General features: G+C 70.8%; 17 protein-coding genes. 7 read left to right on the plus strand and 10 right to left on the minus strand.

What is annotated here, in order from left to right; translation table 11 throughout:
* Positions 1-225: 225 nt before the first annotated feature.
* From TN53_RS27040 to TN53_RS27050, 3 genes are all read left to right on the plus strand, one after another.
* Positions 226-1,191, plus strand: coding sequence for a zinc-binding dehydrogenase (locus TN53_RS27040; RefSeq protein ID WP_046261337.1), 966 nt, complete (start codon positions 226-228; stop codon positions 1,189-1,191).
* 114 nt (positions 1,192-1,305) lie between these two features.
* Positions 1,306-1,515, plus strand: coding sequence for a helix-turn-helix domain-containing protein (locus TN53_RS27045; protein WP_007384656.1), 210 nt, complete (start codon positions 1,306-1,308; stop codon positions 1,513-1,515).
* Positions 1,515-2,081, plus strand: a complete 567-nt coding sequence (locus TN53_RS27050) for a Clp protease N-terminal domain-containing protein (protein ID WP_046261285.1) — start codon at positions 1,515-1,517, stop codon at positions 2,079-2,081. Before TN53_RS27045 ends, TN53_RS27050 begins: the two co-directional genes overlap by 1 nt.
* Before the next feature lie 66 nt (positions 2,082-2,147).
* Here TN53_RS27050 and TN53_RS27055 read toward each other — a convergent pair whose 3' ends face one another.
* Positions 2,148-3,203: a PadR family transcriptional regulator gene (locus TN53_RS27055; protein ID WP_046261286.1), complete on the minus strand. Its 1,056-nt coding sequence runs from the start codon at positions 3,201-3,203 to the stop codon at positions 2,148-2,150.
* 1 nt (position 3,204) lies between these two features.
* On the minus strand, positions 3,205-4,206 hold the full coding sequence (locus tag TN53_RS27060) for a DUF4097 family beta strand repeat-containing protein (RefSeq protein WP_046261287.1): 1,002 nt from the start codon (positions 4,204-4,206) through the stop codon (positions 3,205-3,207).
* Positions 4,207-4,356: 150 nt separating this feature from the next.
* Between TN53_RS27060 and TN53_RS27065 the strand changes: the two genes are divergently transcribed.
* Positions 4,357-5,208, plus strand: a complete 852-nt coding sequence (locus TN53_RS27065; RefSeq protein ID WP_046261338.1) for a hypothetical protein — start codon at positions 4,357-4,359, stop codon at positions 5,206-5,208.
* Between the two features lie 62 nt (positions 5,209-5,270).
* Entirely contained in the window at positions 5,271-5,453 is a 183-nt protein-coding gene (locus tag TN53_RS27070) for a DUF6104 family protein (protein WP_046261288.1), read from the plus strand.
* On the opposite strand, the gene TN53_RS27075 is transcribed toward TN53_RS27070, so the two are convergent.
* From TN53_RS27075 to TN53_RS27095, 5 genes are all read right to left on the minus strand, one after another.
* A complete protein-coding gene (locus TN53_RS27075; protein WP_159038204.1) occupies positions 5,454-6,038 on the minus strand; it encodes a hypothetical protein in 585 nt (194 codons plus the stop codon). It lies immediately after the preceding gene.
* Between the two features lie 83 nt (positions 6,039-6,121).
* Positions 6,122-9,913, minus strand: a complete 3,792-nt coding sequence (locus TN53_RS27080; protein ID WP_046261289.1) for a multifunctional oxoglutarate decarboxylase/oxoglutarate dehydrogenase thiamine pyrophosphate-binding subunit/dihydrolipoyllysine-residue succinyltransferase subunit — start codon at positions 9,911-9,913, stop codon at positions 6,122-6,124.
* Positions 9,914-10,215: 302 nt separating this feature from the next.
* Positions 10,216-11,322, minus strand: a complete 1,107-nt coding sequence (locus tag TN53_RS27085) for a HAMP domain-containing sensor histidine kinase (protein ID WP_046261290.1) — start codon at positions 11,320-11,322, stop codon at positions 10,216-10,218.
* Positions 11,319-12,059 (minus strand): response regulator transcription factor, encoded by a 741-nt coding sequence (locus tag TN53_RS27090; protein WP_046261291.1) that lies wholly within the window; start codon positions 12,057-12,059, stop codon positions 11,319-11,321. The genes TN53_RS27085 and TN53_RS27090 overlap by 4 nt, the downstream gene beginning before the upstream one ends.
* Before the next feature lie 134 nt (positions 12,060-12,193).
* A complete protein-coding gene (locus tag TN53_RS27095; RefSeq protein WP_046261292.1) occupies positions 12,194-12,871 on the minus strand; it encodes a spermidine synthase in 678 nt (225 codons plus the stop codon).
* Between the two features lie 338 nt (positions 12,872-13,209).
* On the opposite strand from TN53_RS27095, the gene TN53_RS27100 reads away from it, so the two are divergent.
* Positions 13,210-13,980, plus strand: coding sequence for a rhomboid-like protein (locus tag TN53_RS27100; protein WP_046261340.1), 771 nt, complete (start codon positions 13,210-13,212; stop codon positions 13,978-13,980).
* Here TN53_RS27100 and TN53_RS49200 read toward each other — a convergent pair.
* Positions 13,977-14,108, minus strand: coding sequence for a hypothetical protein (locus TN53_RS49200; RefSeq protein WP_267886561.1), 132 nt, complete (start codon positions 14,106-14,108; stop codon positions 13,977-13,979). The genes TN53_RS27100 and TN53_RS49200 overlap by 4 nt on opposite strands.
* Positions 14,109-14,162: 54 nt before the next feature.
* Positions 14,163-14,807, minus strand: coding sequence for a GNAT family N-acetyltransferase (locus TN53_RS27105; RefSeq protein ID WP_046261293.1), 645 nt, complete (start codon positions 14,805-14,807; stop codon positions 14,163-14,165).
* 170 nt (positions 14,808-14,977) lie between these two features.
* Between TN53_RS27105 and lon the strand changes: the two genes are divergently transcribed.
* The gene (gene lon / locus TN53_RS27110) at positions 14,978-17,392 is read left to right on the plus strand and encodes an endopeptidase La (RefSeq protein ID WP_046261294.1); all 2,415 of its coding nucleotides are present in this window, start codon (positions 14,978-14,980) and stop codon (positions 17,390-17,392) included.
* A 96-nt stretch (positions 17,393-17,488) separates the two neighbouring features.
* Here the strand turns inward: lon and TN53_RS27115 are convergent, their stop codons facing one another.
* Complete coding sequence (locus TN53_RS27115) at positions 17,489-18,322, minus strand: lysozyme (RefSeq protein WP_046261295.1); 834 nt, start codon at positions 18,320-18,322, stop codon at positions 17,489-17,491.
* Positions 18,323-18,346 lie beyond the last annotated feature (24 nt).

The raw sequence follows: 18,346 nt of genomic DNA on the forward strand, positions 1-18,346 counted from the left end.
CTCGAACGCCGGACGGGCTGAAACACCTGGACCGGCATCGACAGGCGCAGCCACCAGGCCTCGTCCTCGGACGCCGGGCGGGCTGAAAGTTGCGGGTGGGTGGGGGATGGGGACGGCCGACCCTCGTCCTCGGACGCCGGACGGGCTGGATCTGTCGCGCAAGAGGGTGTGTGTCACACCGCCTCCCGGTTCCCCGTGTCGCCGGTGGACCCTATCGTCAAGGTCATGTTCGCCGCCTATGCCGCCCGCATCGACCGTGACCAGCCGCTCTCCGGACTCGAGTTGGGGGAGCGTCCGGCCCCCGAGGCCCGACCCGGCTGGAGCGTGATCGACGTCAGGGCCGCCTCCCTCAACCACCACGACCTCTGGTCCCTCAAGGGCGTCGGCCTGTCCGAGGACAAGCTGCCGATGATCCTCGGCTGTGACGCCGCCGGTGTCGACGAGGACGGCAACGAGGTCGTCCTGCACTCCGTGATCGGCCAGACCGGACACGGCGTCGGCCCCAGGGAGCCCCGCTCCATCCTCACCGAGCACTACCAGGGCACCTTCGCCGAGCAGGTCGCCGTGCCGACCTGGAACGTCCTGCCCAAGCCCAAGGAGCTCTCCTTCGCCGAGGCCGCCTGTCTGCCCACGGCTTGGCTGACGGCGTACCGGATGCTCTTCACCAACGCGGGCGTACGCCCCGGGGACTCGCTTCTCGTCCAGGGGGCCGGCGGTGGTGTCGCCACGGCCGCGATCGTGCTCGGCAAGGCCGCCGGTCTGCGGGTCTTCGCCACCAGCCGGGACGAGGCCAAGCGCAAGCGGGCGATCGAGCTGGGCGCCGTGGAGGCGCTGGAGTCGGGGGCGCGGCTGCCGCAGCGGGTGGACGCCGTCATCGAGACCGTCGGCGCCGCCACCTGGTCCCACTCGGTGAAGTCCCTGCGGCCGGGCGGCACGCTGGTCATCTCCGGTGCGACGAGTGGCGACCGGCCCTCGCACGCCGAACTCACCCGGATCTTCTTCCTGGAGCTCAAGGTCGTGGGCTCGACCATGGGCACCAAGGACGAGCTGGAGGACCTGCTGTCCTTCTGCGCGGCCACCGGGGTGCGTCCGGTGATCGACGAGGTGCTTCCGATGGACCGGGCCCGGGAAGGCTTCGAACGGCTGGCGTCGGGCGAGCAGTTCGGGAAGATCGTGCTCACGCATTCCTGATGTGATGTCACGTGACGTGGTGTGAGGCGGGTCCGGGGTGCCGGGCCCGCCTTTCCTGCGCCCTGGGTGTCAACTTTGGTTGACATGCGGCTTGCGTCAACGTAAGTTGACGACATGACCGAAGCAACGGATCTCGCCGAGCGGGCGGGCGACCGCGATCCACGGGTCGGCCTGCGGGCCGTCGCCGCCCTGCGCCGGCTCCTCGAACAGCTGGAGTCGGTGCAGGTGCGCAGCGCGCGCAACCAGGGCTGGTCGTGGCAGGAGATCGCCGCCGAACTCGGTGTGAGCAGGCAGGCCGTGCACAAGAAGTACGGGAGGCATTGATGTTCGAGCGGTTCACGAAGGACGCCCGCGCCGTGGTGGAGTCGGCGGTGGCACAGGCCGAACGGACGGGCGCGGCCACCGTCGACGCCGAGCACATCCTGCTCGCGCTGCTCGACCGCGAGGCGAGCCGCGCCTCCTTCGCCCTGGCCTCGCTGGGCGTCGCGGAGGAACGCAAGGAGTCGGTTCGGCAGTCCCTGGCCGAGTCCCGGCGCCACGCCGGCCTCTCCCAGGCCGAGTCCGACGCCCTCGCCGGACTCGGCATCGACGTCGCACAGATCGTCGCCCGCGTCGAGGAGGTGCACGGCGTCGGCGCGATGTCAGGCGACCGCAAGGGCAAGAGCGGCCTGTCCGGGCGCCGCCCCTTCAGCCGGGGCGCCAGGAACGTCCTGGAGCGCTCCCTGCGCACCGCCGTCGCCCGCCATGACCGCCGGATCGGCGACGAACACATGCTGCTCGCCCTCACGATCCGCCCCGGCGTCCCGGGCGAGGTGCTCGCGGACCATGGGGTGACATACGAGTCGCTGGTCCGTGTGCTCTACGGCGACGGGGAGGCGAAGGCGGGCTGAGGCAGGGCGGGGGCGGGCCCGGGGCGGTCGGTCGGCGCCGGGCCCTGAGGTGGGGCCCGAGGGGACTCAGGCCTTCGGTGTCCGCAGCAGCGCCCCGATGTGCGCCGCCGCCGTCGACAGGTGCCGGCGGGCGTCGCGGAGCTGGTCCGAGGTGACGCCGTGGTCCCGGGCCGCGTCGCGGATGTCGTCCCGGAAGCGGTCGAGGAGGCGGTCCAGATCGCGGGCCGAGTCCCCGGTGCCGTCCTCATGGGCCCAGGTCGGTTCGTACTCGGCGGGGAAGTCCTCCGGGGTCTGCGAGTACTCGGGCGCGCCCGGCGCCGACTTCGCGGCGCTCTTCTCCGCGTGCCCGTGCCCGAAGCCGAAGTCCTTGCCGAACTCCCTGCCGTAGTCCCGCCCGAACTCGCCGAACTCCTTGGCCAGTTCGGTCAGCCCCTCGCGCACCCCCGTCGGCCAGTCGCCCCGCGCGAAGTGGTCCTGCACCTGCTCCTGGACCCGCCGTGCGATGCGCTGCACCTCCTCCTGCGCCTGGACCCGCGCCCGCTCCTGCGCCTCCTTGGCCTGACGCCGGGCTCGCTGGGCCTCCTCGCGGGCCCGCCGGCTCTCGTCCTTGGCGCGCCGGGCCTGCTCCTTCCACTCCTGCTTGACGCGGCGCATCTCCTCCTTGGCCGCGCGCCACGACTCGCTGTCGGTGTGGTCCCCGGACTCCCCTGGGGAGCCGTCCTGTTCGCCGCCACTGCGGGCCTGTGAGGCGGCTGCCCGCATCTCGCGCCGCAGGTCGCCCGCCGCGCCGCGCACATCGGCCCGGATCTCGGCGGCGAGCTCGGCGACCGACTCCCGGATCTCCAGCTCCAGATCGGCCAGCTCACCGCTGCGGTCGGCCAGTTCGGCGCGGCCCGCGTCCGTGATGGCGTACACCTTGCGGCCGCCCTCGGTGGTGTGGGTGACCAGGCCCTCGGCCTCCAGCTTGGCGAGGCGGGGATAGACGGTGCCGGCCGAGGGTGCGTAGAGCCCCTGGAACCGCTCCTCCAGCAGCCGGATCACCTCGTAGCCGTGGCGAGGGGCCTCGTCGAGCAGCTTCAGGAGGTAGAGGCGGAGGCGGCCGTGGGCGAAGACGGGAGGCATGTCAGAGCACCTTCTTGTCGGTCGTGCCGTCGGCCGGGGTGTCGTCGGCGTCGGCCGCGTCCGCGGCGTCAGCGCCCTCACCCGGGCCGGAAACGGAATTGTCCCCCGAGTCGCCCTGGGGATCGGCCACCGGGCCTGTGCCCGCCTCCTCGGGCGCCGGGCCCATGTCCGCCGGGTCCACGTCCCACGGCACGTCCTCGGCCGGCGGTCGCCGCAGCAGGGCGATCGAGCCCGAGACGGTGGTCGCCTTCAGGCTGCCGTTGCCCGCGCCGAGCCGGCCGGTGATCCGCTTGGCGCCCCACTGGCCGCCGACCCGCAGGTCCTCGAAGGCGTTGGAGACCTTTCCGCTCGCGGTGTTCGCCTCCACCTCCGCGTCGGCCGGGTGGGGGAGCCGGATGGCGATCTCGCCGGAGACGCTCGTCAGGTTGATGTCGGTCGGGCGGCTCGTCGGATCGAGGTCGACGATCATCGAACCGCTCACCGAGTCCGCCTTGACCGAGGAACCCGCCTCGACCACGGTCAGGTCGCCGGAGACGGAGTTGAAGCGGAGGTCTCCGCGGAGGGCCTGGGCCTCCAGGTTGCCCGAGACGGTGTCGGCGCGGACGGGGCCGGTGAGCCCCACCAGCGTGGTGTCGCCGGTGACCCCCTTGACCTCCGCGCGTCCGTCGATCCCCGAGACCACGGCCGCGGCGCCCACCACGCCCACCTCGACCCGGGTGCCGGCCGGCACCGCCAGCGAGACGACGGCACGGCGCCGCCAGCCCTTGCGGTCCAGCCACTTGAGGAAGCCCTTCCAGGGCAGATCGTCGTAGGCCACCGTGAGGGTGCCGCCCTCCTGGGTCACCGCCAGGGGCGGTCCCTCCAGCTCGGAGACCTCCAGACGGGCGGAACCTTCGTCCGTGCCCACGACGTTCACCGTTCCATTGACGATGCGCACATGGAGCTGGCTCACCGGCTCGTCGAACGTGAGTTTCCTCGGCTCCGATACGGACCACTCGGACATGGTGCAGACCTCCCCGTGACACCGCACACGCCATATCGCGTCTTTTGCTACTCACGATATATCGCGGACACGGAAAGTCAAGACACTCGTTCTGGGGACAGTTGCGGCCCAAAAATGCCCAAACCATACGAATATGCCTAGCGTGTGAGCATGTCCCCGACGGAAGCCCCCCGCCCCGGTACCCCTCGTGCCGGTCCCGCCCCGGGCGCCCTGCTGCTCTGCCGCGCGGAGCCCGAGTCCGTCGCTTCAGCTGCCCAGCTGCTGCGTGAGCGCATGCTGCTCACGGGCGCGGGCGCGCAGTGGAGCGTCCTCGTCCCCGAGGGCAAGCCCTGGCAGCAGGGCGGCGAGCCGGTCGACCGGGTGCTCACCGGCTGGGCCACGGCACTGGCCGTCGGCGCCCCCTGGCCCGTCCTCGCCCTGTGGTGGGACGCCGACCGCAGCGGCTACACCCTCGCCTCCGGCTTCCGCCGCCCCGTCGGCTACGTCTGGCTCGCCAACGGCACCCCGGCCGGCGAGGACGAGGCCATGCGCACCTTCGCCACCCGCCTGGGCCTGGACCCGGTCCTGGACGTGCAGTCCCTGAACGCCCTCATGGAACCGGACCCGGCAGCCGACGCCCGCGCCCGCCTCCGCGGCCTCCTCGCCGTCCTCACCCGCGCGGGCCTGACCCTCCCCACCGGGCTCACCCCCGGCGAAGCCGCCGACCGCCTCCGCGAGGTCGCCCGCGTCCAGCCGGACGCCCGCCCGGTCGAGTGGTCGGGCTGGCGGGACGCGGTCCGCGCGGAGCTCGACGTCGTCGAGAGCAGCCGCCTGGGCCCCTGGCTGCCCTGGGCAGGCACCCCCGGGGCGCGCGTTCTCGCCCTGGCCCAGGTGGCCGCGGGCGTCCCGCTCACGGCCTTCGGGCTGCGCCGCCGCAGCGGCGGCTGGATCACGGCGGGCACCCTGCTGCTGGCGCACGGGGCGCTGGGGCTGGCGTACGACCTTGCTCGTCCCCGCGACTGACGTACGGCATACCCTGAGGGAGTAGGTCCCAGGGCAGTGCCCGTCCGTATCAGGAGCGAGAGTTGTACTTCACCGACCGTGGCATCGAAGAACTGGAGAAGCGGCGCGGCCAGGAGGAGGTCACCTTCGAGTGGCTCGCCGAGCAGCTGCGGACGTTCGTCGATCTCAACCCGGACTTCGAGGTGCCGGTGGAGCGGCTGGCCACGTGGCTGGCGCGGCTGGACGACGACGAGGACGACGAGTAGTCAGTCCAGCGGGTCGGCGGCCGGCGGCAGATACCGCGGCCGCCCTTCCGGGTCGGTCACCGCGGTGAACCCCGCGCCCTCCAGCAGAGCGGCGTTCTTGGCCCGGTAGCGCCGGTTGGCGACGAGCAGGAGCGGGACGAGGGCCATCAGGGCGACCCAGACGGTGCCGCCGACGACGAGGCCGAACTTGATCCAGGGTCCGATGGCCAGCCCGGTGAAGCCGAACGCTGTGATCCCGAACAGCTGCTTCTCGGTGAATTGGGTGGCCAACTCGTAACTGATGCGCGCGTTGAGCACCGAGACCGCGTCGTCGTCCAGCGGCGGCAGCGCGCCTCCCGAGGCGGCGCCGGGGTATCTCACCCAGTTCTCCGCCGCCCGCGCGCGGGCCTTGGGATCGTGGGCGGGCACGACCCGGATCACGTACTTCTTGTTGAGTTGATGCGCGCTGTCGTACTCGTACCCGAACTGCTCGGCGTAGAAGGCCAGTCGAGCGAGCCCCTTGGTGGTCCCCAGGCCGGTGGTGGACTGGACGGGGCCACCACCGCCCATCCGGCGCAGCATCTTCCGTATATGGCGCTTGCCCATCAACACACCCCCGTAGCGGGAAGGGCCCGGCCCCCGGACGGGGTCGGGCCCTTCTGCGATCAATCGATCAACTGCTCCGAGACCTACGCCTCGAACACCTCACGCACCAGCTGCTCCTGCTCGGCCTGGTGACGCTTGGCCGAACCCACCGCCGGCGACGAGCCGTGCGGACGCGAGATGCGCCGCAGGCGCTCGCCGTGCGGGATGTCCGCGCCGACCGCCAGGTCGAGGTGGTCGATCAGGTTGAGGGCGATGAAGGGCCATGCGCCCTGGTTCGCCGGCTCCTCCTGGGCCCACAGGTACTTCTCGGCGTTCGGGTACTTGGCGATCTCGGCCTGGAGCTCGGCACCCGGGAGGGGGTACAGGCGCTCGACGCGGATGATCGCCGTGTCCGTGATACCGCGCTTCTGACGCTCGGCGTCGAGGTCGTAGTAGACCTTGCCGGCGCAGAAGACGACCTTCTTGACCGCTGCCGCGTCCACCGACGCGTCGCCGATGACCGGGCGGAACTGACCCGACGTGAACTCCTCCGCCTTCGACGCGGCGGCCTTGAGGCGCAGCATCGACTTCGGGGTGAAGACCACCAGCGGCTTGTGGTGCGGGTTGTGCACCTGCCACCGCAGGAGGTGGAAGTAGTTCGACGGCAGGGTCGGCATCGCGACCGTCATGTTGTTCTGGGCGCAGAGCTGGAGGAACCGCTCGACACGGGCCGAGGAGTGGTCCGGGCCCTGGCCCTCGTAGCCGTGGGGGAGCAGGAGCGTGACACCGCTCGTCTGGCCCCACTTCTGCTCGGCCGCCGAGATGTACTCGTCGACGATCGTCTGCGCGCCGTTGACGAAGTCGCCGAACTGCGCCTCCCACAGCACGAGCGCGTCGGGGCGGGCCAGCGAGTAGCCGTACTCGAAGCCCATGACCGCGTACTCGGAGAGCAGGGAGTTGTAGACGTTGTAGCGGGCCTGGTCCTCGGCGAGGTACTGGAGCGGGGTGTGCTCCTCGCCCGTCTCACGGTTGATGAGGACCGCGTGGCGCTGGCCGAAGGTGCCGCGCTGGGAGTCCTGGCCGGAGAGACGGACCGGGGTGCCCTCCAGCAGGAGGGAGCCGACGGCCAGCGTCTCGCCCATGCCCCAGTCGATCGTGCCGTCCTCGACCATCGTCGCCCGGCGCTGCAGCTGCGGCAGCAGACGCGGGTGGACGTGGAAGGTGTCGGGGATGTTGACCTGGGACTCGGCGATCCGCTTCACGGTCTCCGAGGTGATCGCGGTGTTCACGGCGACCGGGAAGTCCGCCTGCGGGTCCGAGATCGGTCCCGCGGCCGGCTGGGCCGTGATGGCCTCGCGGACCTCGGTGAAGACCTTCTCCAGCTGGCCCTGGTAGTCCTGCAGGGCCTGCTCGGCCTCTTCCAGGGTGATGTCGCCGCGACCGATGAGGGACTCGGTGTAGAGCTTGCGCACCGAGCGCTTCTTGTCGATCAGGTCGTACATCAGCGGCTGGGTGAAGGCCGGGTTGTCCGACTCGTTGTGACCGCGGCGGCGGTAGCAGATGAGGTCGATCACGACGTCCTTGTTGAACGCCTGACGGAACTCGAAGGCCAGCCGGGCCACGCGGACGACGGCCTCGGGGTCGTCGCCGTTCACGTGGAAGATCGGCGCCTCGATCATGCGGGCCACGTCGGTGGCGTACATCGAGGAACGCGACGACTCGGGAGCCGCCGTGAAGCCGACCTGGTTGTTGATGACGATGTGGACCGTGCCGCCGGTGCGGTAGCCGCGCAGCTGCGACATGTTCAGGGTCTCGGCCACCACGCCCTGGCCCGCGAAGGCCGCGTCACCGTGCAGGGCGACCGGCAGGACCGTGAAGTCCGTGCCGCCCTTGTTGATGATGTCCTGCTTGGCGCGGGCGATGCCCTCGATGACCGGGTCGACCGTCTCCAGGTGGGAGGGGTTCGCGGCCAGCGAGACGGTGATCTGCTCGCCGTCCAGGCCGGTGAAGGTGCCCTGGGCGCCCAGGTGGTACTTCACGTCGCCGGAGCCGTGCATCGACTTCGGGTCGAGGTTGCCCTCGAACTCGCGGAAGATCTGGGCGTACGACTTGCCGACGATGTTCGCCAGGACGTTCAGCCGGCCGCGGTGGGCCATGCCGATGACGACCTCGTCCAGGCGCGACTCGGCCGCGCTGTCGATGACCGCGTCCAGGAGCGGGATGACGGACTCGCCGCCCTCCAGGGAGAAGCGCTTCTGGCCGACGTACTTCGTCTGCAGGAAGGTCTCGAAGGCCTCCGCCGCGTTCAGCCGGCGCAGGATGCGCAGCTGCTCCTCGCGCTCCGGCTTGGAGTGCGCGCGCTCGATGCGGTCCTGGATCCACTTGCGCTGCTTGGGGTCCTGGATGTGCATGAACTCGACGCCGGTGGTGCGGCAGTACGAGTCGCGCAGCACGCCGAGGATGTCGCGCAGCTTCATCAGGGACTTGCCCGCGAAACCGCCGACCGCGAACTCGCGCTCCAGGTCCCACAGGGTGAGGCCGTGCTCGGTGATGTCCAGGTCGGGGTGCTTGCGCTGGCGGTACTCCAGCGGGTCGGTGTCGGCCATGACGTGGCCGCGGACCCGGTAGGAGTGGATCAGCTCGAAGACGCGAGCGGCCTTGGTGACGTCGTCGTCGTGCGAGGCGTCGATGTCCTTGAGCCAGCGGACCGGCTCGTAGGGGATGCGCAGGGCCTCGAAGATGTCGTCGTAGAAGCCGTTCTCGCCGAGCAGGTAGTTCGCGACGACGCGCAGGAACTCGCCGGAGGCGGCGCCCTGGATGACCCGGTGGTCGTAGGTCGACGTGAGCGTCATGACCTTCGAGATGCCGAGCTTGTTCAGGGTGTCCTGGGAGGTGCCCTGGAACTCCGCCGGGTAGTCCATGGAGCCGACGCCCATGATGACCGACTGTCCGGGCATCAGACGCGGGACCGAGTGGACGGTGCCGAGGCCGCCGGGGTTGGTCAGGGAGACCGTGACACCGGTGAAGTCGTCCATCGTCAGCTTGCCGTCACGGGCGCGGCGGACGATGTCCTCGTAGGCCTGCCAGAACTCGAAGAAGTTCAGCGTCTCGGCCTTCTTGATGCCCGCGACGACCAGCTGGCGGTCGCCGTTGGGCTTCACCAGGTCGATGGCGAGGCCGAAGTTGACGTGCTCCGGCTTGACCAGGGTCGGCTTGCCGTCCTTCTCCGTGAAGGAGTAGTTCATCGACGGCATGGCCTTGATGGCCTGCACCATCGCGTAGCCGATGAGGTGGGTGAAGGAGATCTTCCCGCCCCGGGCGCGCTTCAGGTGGTTGTTGATGACGATGCGGTTGTCGAAGAGCAGCTTCACCGGGACCGCGCGCACGGACGTGGCCGTGGGCACCTCGATCGAGGCGTTCATGTTCTTCGCGACCGCGGCGGCGGGGCCGCGCAGCGTGACCAGCTCAGGGCCGCCCGCGGCCGCGGCGGCGGGCTCGGCCTGCGGCTTGGCCGCGGCGGGCTTCGCAGCGGCCGGAGCCGGGGCGGCGGCCTTCACGGGCGCCGGAGCGGCGGCCGCGGGCTTCGCGGCCGCAGGCGCGGCGGGAGCCGGCGCGGGCACCGCAGGAGCCGCGGGAGCGGCCGGGGCGGCGGGCGCGGCCGGGGCCGGCGCGGCAGCAGGGGCCGGGGCCGCAGCCGCCGGGGCGGCAGCGGCGCCCGGCTTGTAGTCGGCGAAGAAGTCCCACCAGGCTCGGTCTACCGAGTTCGGGTCCTGGAGGTACTGCTGATAGATCTCGTCGACGAGCCACTCATTGGGACCGAACGCCGCAGCGGGGTTCTTCCCCGCTTGGTCTGCGTCGGTCGAGATGCTCGAGTTACTGGGGGACTGTGGCGACACGGCGGCAACCGCCCTCTTCCGCTTCACAAGGTGATGGACAGCGGGAATAAAGGCTACGCCCCCATGGCCGGGAAGGTCAGGCCGGGCAAGGTCATCGTCGCGTAAGTCACATCGGAAAGTGTGTTTCGGGGCCAGAAATGGCGGGAAACAAGCGTGGTTCCGGTTCTCACGGCGTGAGCTGGGAAGGGGTGAGCACGGCCTCTGGACGCCGATGGCGCGGGCCTGTGGCGGATCACCCGTGATCACACGTGTCCGTCAGCGCGGACCGCGGTGGATCTTGTGGCTCCGGTTCGAACTTTACGTCAACTTGGCAGAGATGGAAGTCCCGGAAGGGTGACAAGAATCCGGCAACCCCGCTTGGATTCGGCCACTCCGATCCGGCCGCCGTGCAGATCCACCGCCCAGCGGGCGATCGCCAGACCGAGCCCCGTACCGCCGTCGCTGCCCGGACCGTGCGGCCGGTTCACGGCCCCCCGGTTGAACCGCTCGAAGACGCGATGCCACTCCGAGCGCGGGATGCCGGGGCCCTCGTCGAGAACCTCCAGCTCAAGGGAGTCCGGCAGCGGCCCGCGCCGGGCCTTCACCGTCACGCGCCCGTGCGGCGGGCTGTGCTTGACCGCGTTGTCGATCAGGTTGGCCACGACCTGGTGGATCCGCTCCGGGTCCGCGTTCGCGGTCAGCTCGGGCGGGGACACGTCCAGGTGCAGATGCACGTCCGTCCGCGTGTGACTGCCCGATCCGGAAGCGATGCCCGCACGCGCCGAAGCGACCATGTTGGCCTCCTTCAGCACGCCCGACAGATACGGCCACACCTCGAAGCGACGCGTCTTCAGAGGTACGACGCCGTTGTCGAGGCGGGAGAGGTCCAGCAGCGTCTCGACCAGCCGTCCGAGCCGCTCCGTCTGTTTCAGCGCCGTCCGCATCGTCTCGGGATCCGCGGGCGAGACCCCGTCCACGATGTTCTCCAGCACCGCCCGCAGCCCCGCGATGGGGGTGCGCAGCTCATGGGAGACATTCGCCACGAGCTCCTTGCGCTGCTGTTCCTGGGCCTCCAGGTCGTCGGCCATCCGGTTGATGGTCTCGGCGAGGTCGCCCAGCTCGTCCCGGCGGTTCTCCCGCACCCGGCGGGTGTAGTCGCCGTGCGAGATGGACCGGGCCACCGCGTTCATCTCGTCCAGTGGAGCCGTGAGCGAATGCGCCACGAACTGCGTAATGAGCAGTGTGGCGATCATCGAGAACACCGTGATGAAGCGCAGCTCCGTCTTGGTGCGAACCGCGATCATCGACAGACCCGTGGTGATCAGGACCGAGGTGACGACGAGCGCACCCAGCTTGGTCTTGATCGAGAACGGGCGCACGCCGCCCCAGGGCTCCCAGGGACCTCTCCGTCCGGACGGACCGCCGCTCATGGCGTCGGCGTCTCCAGGGCGTAGCCCACGCCGTGCACCGTGCGGATCCGCTCGGCACCGATCTTCCGGCGCAGCGCCTTGATGTGGCTGTCGACCGTGCGGGTGCCGGAGGCGTCCGCCCAGTCCCACACCTCCGCGAGCAGCTGCTCGCGGGAGAGGACCGCGCGCGGGGTGTTCGCCAGACACACCAGCAGGTCGAACTCGGTCGGGGTGAGGTGAACATCCTCACTCCGGACCCGCACCCGGCGCTGCGCGTGGTCGATCTCCAGCTCGCCCAGGCGCAGGATGCCGCTTCTGGGCGTCGCGGCGGCCAGTGCGGCCCGCTCCACCCGGCGCAGCAGCACATGCACGCGTGCGGCCAGCTCACGCATGGAGAACGGCTTGGTCATGTAGTCGTCGGCGCCGACCCCGAGTCCGACCAGCATGTCGGTCTCGTCGTCGCGCGCGGTCAGCATCAGCACCGGCACCGGCCGGGCCGCCTGCACGCGACGGCAGACCTCCAGACCGTCGAAGCCGGGCAGCATGATGTCGAGGATCAGCAGATCGGGCTGCCAGGCCTCGGCCGTGTCGACCGCCGCCGGACCGTCGCCCGCGGTTTGCACGAGGAATCCCTCGGCACGCAGGCGGGTCGCGATGGCCTCCACGATCGTCGGATCGTCCTCGACCACCAGCACCCGGCGCTGTGCGCCAGGAGTGGCCGTAGCCGTGCCGTTGTGGGAGGTGTGTGTCTGCTCCATCGCCCGCCCCAAGGGTTGCTTTCCGGAATCAGTGGGGTGATCCCGCTTACTGGCTTATGCCTGCGCATGCTTGCGATTGACGCTTGAATGATCTGCGCCAGGGAAGCAGAGTACGGGGAGTCACCACGCCTCGGCTATCCAGGTCGGACCCCGAGGTGCACGACGTCCGGAACGCCCCGGGCAACCGGCACCTCTTCGGTACGCACCTGCTGGAACCCGGCATTCCGTAGGGATCCCTCGAATTCCGGCGATGGCTGCGCCGACCATACGGCCAGTACCCCACCGGGCCTCAACACCCTTGCGCAGCTGGCCAGTCCGCTCGCCGAGTACAGCCCGTCGTTGCCCTCGGTGACGGTCCAGTCGGGCCCGTTGTCGATGTCCAGGCACAGCGCGTCATACGTGTCCGATGTCTCATTCACATATGTGACAAGATCCCTTTCCAGAATCTCGGTCCGTGGATCGGCGAGCGCCGGCGCCGAGAGCGCGGCCAGCGGGCCGTACCGGTGCCAGTCGATGATGGCCGTTTCGCGCTCCACGACCGCGATCCGGCCCCAGCGCGGATCCGTGGCCGCATGTGCGAGCGAGAACCCGACCCCCAGCCCGCCGATCAGCACGCCCGGCTCGGGCCGCCCGTCCAGCGCGTCGAGTGCCATGTCCATCAGCAGCCGCTCCGAGCGCCCGTCGGAGGTGTCCATCAGGAACCACCCGTTGACGATGATCTGCAGCAACTCACCGTGCCGGCGCAGCACGACCTCACCGTGCGGGCCCTCACGACGGTCCAGGACTTCGGGGATGTCGTACGAGATGGGCATCGGCCCATCCTGGCAGTTCGGTGGGGGGTGCACAGGGATTACCGGGGGCCCGGCCCCCCGGTCGGGGAAAAGCGTGAACTGCGGTCAGGGCGGGCCAGGTCAGGGCCGATCACCGTGGACGGGAGGGGACGGACGGTTCTTGAGAAGTGCCTGTGAATAGGGGTCCGCGTGGCGCCGGTCACAGACACGGGGGCAGGAGGGCGCGAAGGCTGGGGGTGAGACGGAAGGAGCGCCTCACGGTGAAACGGACCGAGGTGACTGGGCGGGCTTCTGAGGACACGGCCGGGCCGGCGTCCGAACCGGGCTCCGGGGCTGTGGCCGAGGGCGGGACCGCGTCCGTGGAGTCCGCGGCTGCGGCGCTTCCTTCGCCCGACGCCCATTTCCCCGGCGTACCGGGCCTGCTGGACGGGCTGCCGAAGCAGCGCGGTCCGGTCCCCGTGCCGGCCGCTCTCCCGGTCGCCGCCCCCGCGGCCCGCCTCCGTATCCGCCTCTGGCGCCTTCTCCCCACCCCCACCGGGACGCCGTTCACTTTCGGTTACGCCGCCGTCCTGGCCGTCACCTCGCTCGTCACGGAGTACGCCGACCCGGCCCTCGTCCACTCCCTGCTCCAGGGCTCCAGCACCGACGTGGCCCACCTCGTGCGCACGCCCGTGCTCGTCCTGCCGGCCAGCGCGCTGTGGATCGCGGGCGGGATCGCGTCGCCGTACGTGCTCGGCTTCCTGCTGGTCATGACCGCGCTGGAGCGGCGGATCGGCGGTCTGCGGTCGGCAAGTGTCTTTCTGCTGGGCCACGTTCTGGCGACGTTGGCCACCGAGCTCCCGGTGGGCCTGGCCGTCCTGGTCGGCCACCTCCCCGACACCTCCCTGCACCGCCTCGACTACGGCATCAGCTTCGGCGTGGCCGCGGGCACGGGCGCCCTGGCCGGGCTGCTCTCGCCGTGGCTGCGGTGGCCGTTGCTGGGGTTGTACGGGGGGATGCTGGTGCAGGATCTGCTGGCCTTCACCGACCCGATGACCGAGTGGGGGCACCTGATGGCGCTGGCGATCGGTGTTGCGACCTGGCCGGTGGTCCGGCGCTGGGCGAAGACCCACGGCCGCCCCTCTGCCTAGGTCTCGCTCGCGGCGGCCAGTGCCCTCGCCAACCCCGGCACCCCGAGCCGCTGTTCGTCCTCCGGGCCCGTTCCGTGCAGGCGGTTCCTGAGCTGGTAGGCGGCCAGGAAGATCTCGGTGTCGGCCACGGCGCGACCGTGCGGCGCCCGCCGCCGGGTGCGACCGGTTTTCGTGCGGCGCCCTCAGCCGGTGAACTTCGCGCTGGTCAGCGGTGCGGTGACCGTCCAGCCCAGCGACTCGTACAGCCCCCGCCCCGCGGGGGTCCCCGCCAGGACGCAGGTCTCCGCGCCCTGTTCGGAGGCGGCCCGCTGGAGGGTGTGCATGACGACCGTGCCGAGGCCCTTGCGGCGGTGCTGCGGCGACGTCTCGATCTGGTCGACGACCGCGGTCGCGCCGGTCGGGGCGAGCTGGCCGCGGGCCGCCCAGGAGCCGTCGGGGGCGGCGAGCATGGTGCGCGTGACGCCGCCGCGGGACCAGGTGCGCAGACGGTAGCCGTCGGGGGCCGTCGGCTCGTCGGGAGCCGTGGTCAGGGGGAGTGTCATCAGGTACCCGGGCTCGGGGTCGATCCACCAGCCCTCGCCCAGCCAGCCGCCGACCACGGCCGGATCCCGGAACACCTTGAGCCACACACCGGCGCCGGTGACCGTCCCGGCGACCTTGCGGACGACGGTCTCCTCGGCGTCGCCCCCGGTCGCGCCCAGCACGTGCCGGGTGACATGGCCGTCCATCCCCATGTCGATCGTGCAGCCCCAGGGTTCGAGCACCGGCGGGGCCGCCCCGCGCGAGACGGCCCATCCGTCCACCCACGCCCGCACGATCCGATCCACGTCGAGGCCCCCTTGTTGGTAACGATCGAAAGCTGCTGATGGTTATTACATCAGCAGCGTCACCCGGCCCGGCAGAGGTGATCGCTCACAGCGAACGCCCCTTGGGGAACATTCGAAGGCTCAGGTGCATTGAGTCGGCATAGCTCAACTTGAGTGCCGAAGGGGAGATCATGGCTTCGACGTCCACACCGCTCACACTGCCCGTGCTGCCGCTCGACGACGAGGTCGTGCTGCCCGGAATGGTGGTCCCGCTCGACCTGAACGACCCCGACGTACGCGCCGCGGTGGAGGCCGCCCAGGCCGCCGCCCGGTCGGAGCCGGGCAAGCCCAAGGTCCTGCTGGTGCCACGCATCGACGGCACCTACCCCGGTACCGGCGTCCTCGGCACCGTCGAGCAGGTCGGCCGGCTGGCCGACGGCGACCCGGGTGCGCTGATCCGCGGCCGGGGCCGGGTGAGGATCGGTGCCGGGACCACGGGGCCGGGTGCCGCCCTCTGGGTCGAGGGCACCCGTATCGACGAGACCCTGCCCGAGCCGCTGCCGGGTCATGTCACCGAACTGGTCAAGGAGTACAAGGCCCTCGCCACCGCCTGGCTGCGCAAGCGCGGCGCCTGGCAGATCGTGGACCGCGTCCAGGCCATCGAGGACGTCTCCGCGCTCGCCGACAACTCCGGTTACGTGCCCTTCCTCACCACCGAGCAGAGGATCGAGCTCCTGGAGACCGCCGACCCGGTGGCCCGGCTGAAGCTCGCCACCCAGCAGCTGCGCGACCACCTCGCCGAGCAGGACGTCGCCGAGACCATCGCCAAGGACGTCCAGGAAGGCGTCGACAAGCAGCAGCGCGAGTTCCTGCTCCGCCGCCAGCTGGAGGCCGTCCGCAAGGAACTGCGCGACCTCAACGGCGAGAAGGACGACGAGGAGTCCGACGACTACCGCGCCCGCGTGGAGGCCGCCGACCTGCCGGAGAACGTCCGTGAGGCGGCCCTCAAGGAGGTCGACAAGCTGGAGCGGTCCAGCGACCAGTCGCCCGAGGGATCGTGGATCCGGACCTGGCTGGACACCGTGCTCGAACTCCCGTGGAACGAGCGGACCGAGGACGCCTACGACATCCAGGGCGCCAAGGCGATCCTGGACGCCGAGCACGCGGGCCTGGAGGACGTGAAGGAACGGATCACCGAGTACCTCGCGGTGCGCAAGCGGCGCAACGACCGGGGGCTGGGTGTGGTGGGCGGCCGCCGCGGCGGCGCCGTCCTGGCACTGGTCGGCCCGCCCGGCGTCGGCAAGACGTCCCTGGGCGAGTCCGTCGCGCACGCCATGGGCCGCAAGTTCGTCCGCGTCGCCCTCGGCGGTGTGCGGGACGAGGCCGAGATCCGCGGTCACCGGCGTACGTACGTCGGCGCGCTGCCCGGCCGGATCGTCCGTGCCGTCAAGGAGGCCGGGTCCATGAACCCGGTGGTCCTGCTCGACGAGATCGACAAGGTGGGGTCCGACTACCGGGGTGACCCGGCGGCGGCCCTGCTGGAGGTCCTCGACCCCGCGCAGAACCACACCTTCCGGGACCACTACCTGGAGGTGGAACTGGACCTGAGCGATGTGGTGTTCCTCGCCACCGCCAACGTCCTGGAGGCGATCCCCGAGGCCCTGCTCGACCGTATGGAACTGGTCCGCCTCGACGGCTACACCGAGGACGAGAAGGTCGTCATCGCCCGTGACCATCTGCTCCCGCGCCAGCTGGAGCGGGCCGGTCTCGACAAGGACGAGGTGACCCTGGACGAGAGCGCCCTGCGCAGGCTCGCCGGTGAGTACACACGCGAGGCGGGCGTCCGCACCCTGGAGCGGTCCATCGCACGGCTGCTGCGCAAGGTCGCGGCCCAGCACGAACTGGGCGAGCGGAAGCTGCCGTTCACGGTGACGGACGAGGAACTGCGGGGCCTGATCGGGCGGCCGCACCACGTGCCGGAGTCGGCGCAGGACCCGGCGGAGCGCCGTACCGCGGTGCCGGGTGTGGCGACGGGCCTCGCGGTCACGGGAGCGGGCGGTGACGTGCTCTTCGTGGAGGCGTCCCTGGCGGACCCGGAGACGGGTGCGGCGGGTCTGACCCTGACGGGCCAGCTGGGCGACGTGATGAAGGAGAGCGCGCAGATCGCGTTGAGCTTCCTGCGCTCGCACGGCGCCGAACTGGAGCTGCCGGTGGGCGATCTGAAGGACCGGGGCGTGCACATCCACTTCCCGGCGGGCGCGGTGCCGAAGGACGGCCCGAGCGCGGGCGTCACGATGACGACGGCACTGGCGTCGCTGCTGAGCGGGCGGCTGGTGAGGACCGATGTCGCCATGACGGGCGAGGTCTCGCTGACGGGGCGCGTCCTGCCCATCGGCGGCGTGAAGCAGAAGCTGCTGGCCGCGCACCGGGCGGGTGTCACGACCGTCATCATCCCCAAGCGCAACGAGCCCGACCTGGACGACGTCCCCGCCGAGGTGCTGGACAAGCTCGACGTCCACGCCGTGACGGACGTCCGCCAGGTCCTGGAACTGGCGTTGTCGCCGGCCGTGAACGGGGCGACGTCGGAGGTTCCGGTGGCGGCGTGACTTCCGATGGCGGCGTGACGGACGTCATCGGATGAGGTGAAGGCCCGGGTTCTCGTGAGGGAGGCCCGGGCCTTCGCCGTACGCGTGGGTGGGGGATCAGCCGTTGGCGAGCGCCCGCACCCTGTCGAGCGCCCCGTTGAACCGGTCGTGGTCGCCGACCGTCGGCCCGGACGAGGTGTACTGCCACATCGTGTAGCTGCTCCACCCGGCCGGCAGTGTCCCCACGGTCGAGGCGTAGCGGGCGATCCACAGCGGGTTGGCGGCGAAGCCGGCGTAGTCGCCGGTGCACTGGGTCCACCAGCTGGTGGAGGTGTAGATGACGGCGTCGCGGCCGGTGCGGGCCTTGTACCGGTTCAGGAAGTCACGGATCCAGCTCACCATCCCGCTCCGGGTCTTGCCGTAGCAGGAGTCGCCGTACGGGTTCCACTCGATGTCGAGGGTGCCGGGCAGGGTCCTGCCGTCGGCGGACCAGCCGCCTCCGTGGTCGACGAAATAGTTGGCCTGCGTTGCGCCGGTCGTGGTGTCCGGGGTCGCGAAGTGGTACGCGCCGCGGATTATGCCGACGCCGTAGGAGCCGCTGTACTGCTGGGAGAAGTAGGGGTTCGTGTAGTACGTCCCCTCGCTCCCCTTGGTGTAGGCCCACCGGACCCCGCTGTTCCAGAGGGCCGTCCAGGCGACGTTGCCCTGGTAGCTGGCCACGTCGACGCCCTCGGTCTGGGCGGCGCGGGTGCGGGCGGGCAGACCGCCCTGTCCGTCGTGGGCGACGACGCCCATGCCCATGCGGGCGGTGCCGCGGGTCGGCGTGGCGGTGGCGTCGGGCGACTCGGAGGCCGACGCCGGGGCTATGGACAGCAGCGCGTATACGGCTGTGAGGAGGCCGGCGAGGAACAGGTGGCGCGGGCGGGGCGATCCGGGTCTGTGGGCGGGCATGGCGTGCCTCCGAGGGCTCGGTGA

Origin of the sequence: Streptomyces sp. WM6386 (assembly GCF_000972385.1) — a bacterium.
Classification (GTDB): Bacteria; Actinomycetota; Actinomycetes; order Streptomycetales; family Streptomycetaceae; genus Streptomyces.